This window comes from Streptomyces sp. PA03-6a, assembly GCF_033792765.1.
Lineage (GTDB): Bacteria > Actinomycetota > Actinomycetes > Streptomycetales > Streptomycetaceae > Actinacidiphila.
Genome location: NZ_JARAVK010000469.1, coordinates 1 through 3,634, shown reverse-complemented (window position 1 = coordinate 3,634; position 3,634 = coordinate 1). Strand labels below are relative to the sequence as shown.

Sequence of the window (3,634 nt, the reverse complement as noted above, 5' to 3'; positions counted from 1 at the left end):
GGTGTGGGGTGGTCGGCGCGGGGCGTGGTGATCGACGCGGTCCGGCCGGTACTGGGGGTGCGGCCGACGGGGCGTCAGGCGTGGGCGGCCATCTCGGCCGGAGGTCCGCGGCGTGTCACCGCGTGCGTCGGCGACACCGGCATCCTGCTCGCGGAGTCCGGGGTCCGGGGTCCGTCAGGAGGGCGGGCAGTACAGCAGCCGCGCCATCGCTCCCTGGCAGCAGCCTCCTGGCCGGGTCGGGCACAGCAGGGTGATCATCCGCCGCCTGTTCGTCGAAGGCAACCAGTGCACCCTCCACTGGGACTGCAGCCCCCAACCCGAAGACCCCTACACCGCGCTCACCCACGCCGTCATCGGGCTTGCCGGTGCCCAGGGCCGTTCGACCCACGACGGCTGGATCTTGCAAGACGCAGGCATCCCAGAGGGGGTGTGTCACATCAGGCCGACGGCGTTGCCGAGCACGGCGGACGTGGCGTGCGCCGGTGGCTGGACGCCGGCGCGTCGGTTGCGACGGCGTCGCCGCTGTACGTGATGACAAGGGGGCCCGGTAGGACGCGGGCGGCACATCCGCCGTGCTGGTCGAGCGCGTCGTGGGGCCGCAGCACGAGGTCGTATCGCATGCGCACGGGCCGCACGGTGCGGGAGGCCTCGAGGGGCGGCGAAATCTTCTCGGTCATCTCGGCTCGCTTCTCGTGGGACGGGAGGGGGATCCCGGCGATCGGTACTTATCAGGCTTCACGGGCGCCGGGGGCTGCACGGTTCGACACGTAAGCACCTTTTGTGGAATTTTGCAGATTTGCGCGATATGGGATCATTGCCTTATGCCGTGGCGCCTTCCGAAACGCGATCCGACGAGTCAGCCGGATCGCCCCGGGAATCGCGTCTCCGACAGGGGGACCATTTCCTACGCGGACGAGGAACTGCTCCGCACGCTGTACGCCGAGCATGCCGGGCCGCTGTTCCACTTCGTCCTGCGACTGACCTCGGGAGACTGGCAATGGGCCGAGGACGTGGTGCAGGAGACACTGCTGCGGGCCTGGCAGCATCCCGCGGCGTTCGATCCCGAACGCGGCCCGGCCCGGGCATGGCTGTGTACGGTCGCCCGGCATCTGGTCGTCGACGCCCACCGGGCCCGCAAGGCCAGGCCGACCGAGGTCGACGGCGAGGTGCTGGAACAGGTCGCGGAGCGGACGGCCGGGGAAGACGAGATCGAGCAGGCGCTGCAGAGCTGGGCGGTGGCCGACGCCATCCGGACCCTGTCCCCGGAGCACCGGGCCGTGCTGCTGGAGACGTACTACAGGGGCCGGACGATGGTCGAGGCGGCGAAGGTGCTCGGCCTTCCGGTGGGCACCGTGAAGTCGCGGACGTACTACGCCTTGAAGGCGCTGCGGCTGGCGCTGCAGGAACGGGGTATCGAGCCGTGACAGCGGCATGGAGGAGGTGCGGGCCATGAATGGCGGCCATGACGCCGTCCGGTTCTTGCTGGGCGGGTACGTGCTGGGGACACTGTCCCCGGCGGAGACGGAGCAGGTGCGCACCCACCTCGCGGAATGCGACGAGTGCCGCGCCGAACATGCCGAGCTGGCGGGATTGCCCGCGCTGCTCGCGACGGTCAGCGTGGCCGAAGCCGAGGCTGCGGCCGCGCCCGCAGCAAGCGAGGAACTGGCCGACCGGCTCGTACAGCGGGCCGCCGCAAGCGCGCAACCGCAGCCTGTACCCGCTGCCGTACCGGGCCCCTCGCGGGGAGCTGGACGGGGCCGGGTCGACCGGTTGCTCCAGCAGGCCGCGTCCCGGCGTCGTACCGCCTGGCGCAGGCAGCTGGTCGGGGTCGCCGCGGCCACGGCGCTCATCGCGGCGGCAGCGTCGGGCGGCACGTGGCTGGCCACCATCGCGTCCACCAGCGGCCAGGTGGCGCAGCCTGCACCGACGTCACCGGCCCCGGTCCGCACTTTTTCCGGAACCGACCCCACCACAGGCGTGTCCGCCTCGGTGAAGGTCTCGCCCGCCGCCTGGGGCAGTGCCGTGCAGGTCTCGGCCAAGGGAGCGCCCCCCGGGATCACGTGCAAGTTGCAAGCGGTCGGGGTCACAGGCACCACAGCGACCGCCGCCACCTGGCAGGCCGGCGAGTACCCGGGCGGCGCCAGGATTTCCGGGACGGTACCCATGTCCCCGGAAACGATCAGCCACTTCGCCATCTACGCCGGCAACGGCCAGAAGCTTCTCACCATCTCGGCGTGAGGCCTCACCCCGGCGTCGCCTACCTCGTGGGGTGGCGGTGATGGTCCGCCATCAGCTCTCGAACCCCACAAAGGCCCGCACGCGGGGAAATGTGTACGGCTTCGACGCGGTGGGCGGTTCCGGGCCTTGCAAGTACCTGCAAGGCCCGGCCTTTGACAGTGCCTGTCGGTCATGTGCGACGCAACGGCCGTGTCTGCGTCGGGGAGCCGACTGGGTGACAAGGCGCGGCACGTCGGACCGGTGTGTGGCCGGCGATGCGAGACGTGCCATGTCACCCACGGCGCCCGCCGCCTGCACCTGCAGATCGCCGCCACCCGGCCCTGGCACCACGACCTGGCGGCAGACCCTGCTCGGCCCGCCACCCGAGCCGGCACCGGCCGCTGCTGCCCACCCACGAATCGAGGCCCCTTGGAGAGCCCGGTCTCTGCGGGGTGGGCCCTGGACATGCCCCGCGACCGCACAAAGCCCGCAGGACATCACCGGCGCCGTCGTCCCGGCTCGGCCGGAGCCGACCCGAAGGCGGCGGCCAGGTCGTGCTCGGTGATCTCGTCGGCGGGGCGGTGGAGTGTCCAGCGGTGGACCCCGCCGTCCATGGGCACCACCTCGAAGACGGTTTCCCACGGCGGGTAGCCGGGTTCACCACAGCCGAATTGGCGGATCATGACGGCGGTGTCGTCGTCCAGGCCGAGCAGGATGCGCACAGCGTCCCTCAGTTCGCGCAGGTGCGGACTCGGCCAGGCGATTCCTGGGCGTGGTTCCAGGTGCATGGGAGATACCCCCTTGGTTCCGGGAAGAGCGGCAGGTGGCGTGGACGGCGGGCTGCGCTGTGTTGGTTCACTCCTGTGGTGTGCGGGTGGTGGCCCGGTTCCGGACCGGTGGCGTGAGGGGTGGTCGGGCAGCGCGGTGTTGTGCGGCCAGCGTCATCTGCCAGGTCGCCAGGAGCAGCAACGTTCCGGTTTCGGCGAGGAGAGTGAGGAGGGCCTGTGGTGCGGGCTGCAGACCGCGCTCGGTGAATCCGAACACGCCTACGGTGCGCGAGGCGGCGAAACCGCCGAGGGCCCCGAGCGCGACGCCTGCCGCGGCGGCCCTCAGCAGCAGGGGTGGCGTCCCGAACAGCAGCAGGGCGGCGAAGGCGAAGGAAGAGCCGGCCTGGAGGAGGAACAGGGGGCCGATGAGATGGATGAAGCGGTACGCGTCGAGGTAGAGCTGGGCGTGGATGTATCCGCCGGCGGCGAGGGTTGCGGCAGTCGCCCACCGCAGGACGGGGATGAGCAGTCTTCGGGTGTTCATGCCAGCCTCTGATCCTTGATGGCCAGTTCGCGGTCGCCTTGGCGGTAGCCGACGCTGCGGATGCCCAGTGCGTCCTTGAGCTGCCGGGCGGGGACGACCTGCGGGG

The 3,634-nt window shown here is 71.0% G+C and carries 4 protein-coding genes; 2 read left to right on the top strand and 2 right to left on the bottom strand.

Going from position 1 to position 3,634, the window contains the following annotated elements; translation table 11 throughout:
- The first annotated feature begins 821 nt into the window (after positions 1-821).
- Together PV350_RS45540 and PV350_RS45535 are read left to right on the top strand one after the other, a co-directional pair.
- Complete coding sequence (locus tag PV350_RS45540; protein WP_499516531.1) at positions 822-1,424, top strand: sigma-70 family RNA polymerase sigma factor; 603 nt, start codon at positions 822-824, stop codon at positions 1,422-1,424.
- Positions 1,425-1,431: 7 nt separating this feature from the next.
- Complete coding sequence (locus PV350_RS45535; RefSeq protein ID WP_499516530.1) at positions 1,432-2,238, top strand: zf-HC2 domain-containing protein; 807 nt, start codon at positions 1,432-1,434, stop codon at positions 2,236-2,238.
- 476 nt (positions 2,239-2,714) lie between these two features.
- Here the strand turns inward: PV350_RS45535 and PV350_RS45530 are convergent, their stop codons facing one another.
- Both PV350_RS45530 and PV350_RS45525 read right to left on the bottom strand, forming a co-directional pair.
- A complete protein-coding gene (locus PV350_RS45530) occupies positions 2,715-3,005 on the bottom strand; it encodes a hypothetical protein (RefSeq protein ID WP_499516529.1) in 291 nt (96 codons plus the stop codon).
- Positions 3,006-3,072: 67 nt separating this feature from the next.
- Positions 3,073-3,528 (bottom strand): hypothetical protein, encoded by a 456-nt coding sequence (locus PV350_RS45525; protein ID WP_500339182.1) that lies wholly within the window; start codon positions 3,526-3,528, stop codon positions 3,073-3,075.
- Positions 3,529-3,634 lie beyond the last annotated feature (106 nt).

Bases quoted from the DNA above. Each gene is read 5' to 3' on its own strand.
- PV350_RS45540 (WP_499516531.1), top strand. From the start codon at position 822: ATGCCGTGGCGCCTTCCGAAACGCGATCCGACGAGTCAGCCGGATCGC.
- PV350_RS45535 (WP_499516530.1), top strand. From the start codon at position 1,432: ATGGAGGAGGTGCGGGCCATGAATGGCGGCCATGACGCCGTCCGGTTC.
- PV350_RS45530 (WP_499516529.1), bottom strand. From the start codon at position 3,005: ATGCACCTGGAACCACGCCCAGGAATCGCCTGGCCGAGTCCGCACCTG.
- PV350_RS45525 (WP_500339182.1), bottom strand. From the start codon at position 3,528: ATGAACACCCGAAGACTGCTCATCCCCGTCCTGCGGTGGGCGACTGCC.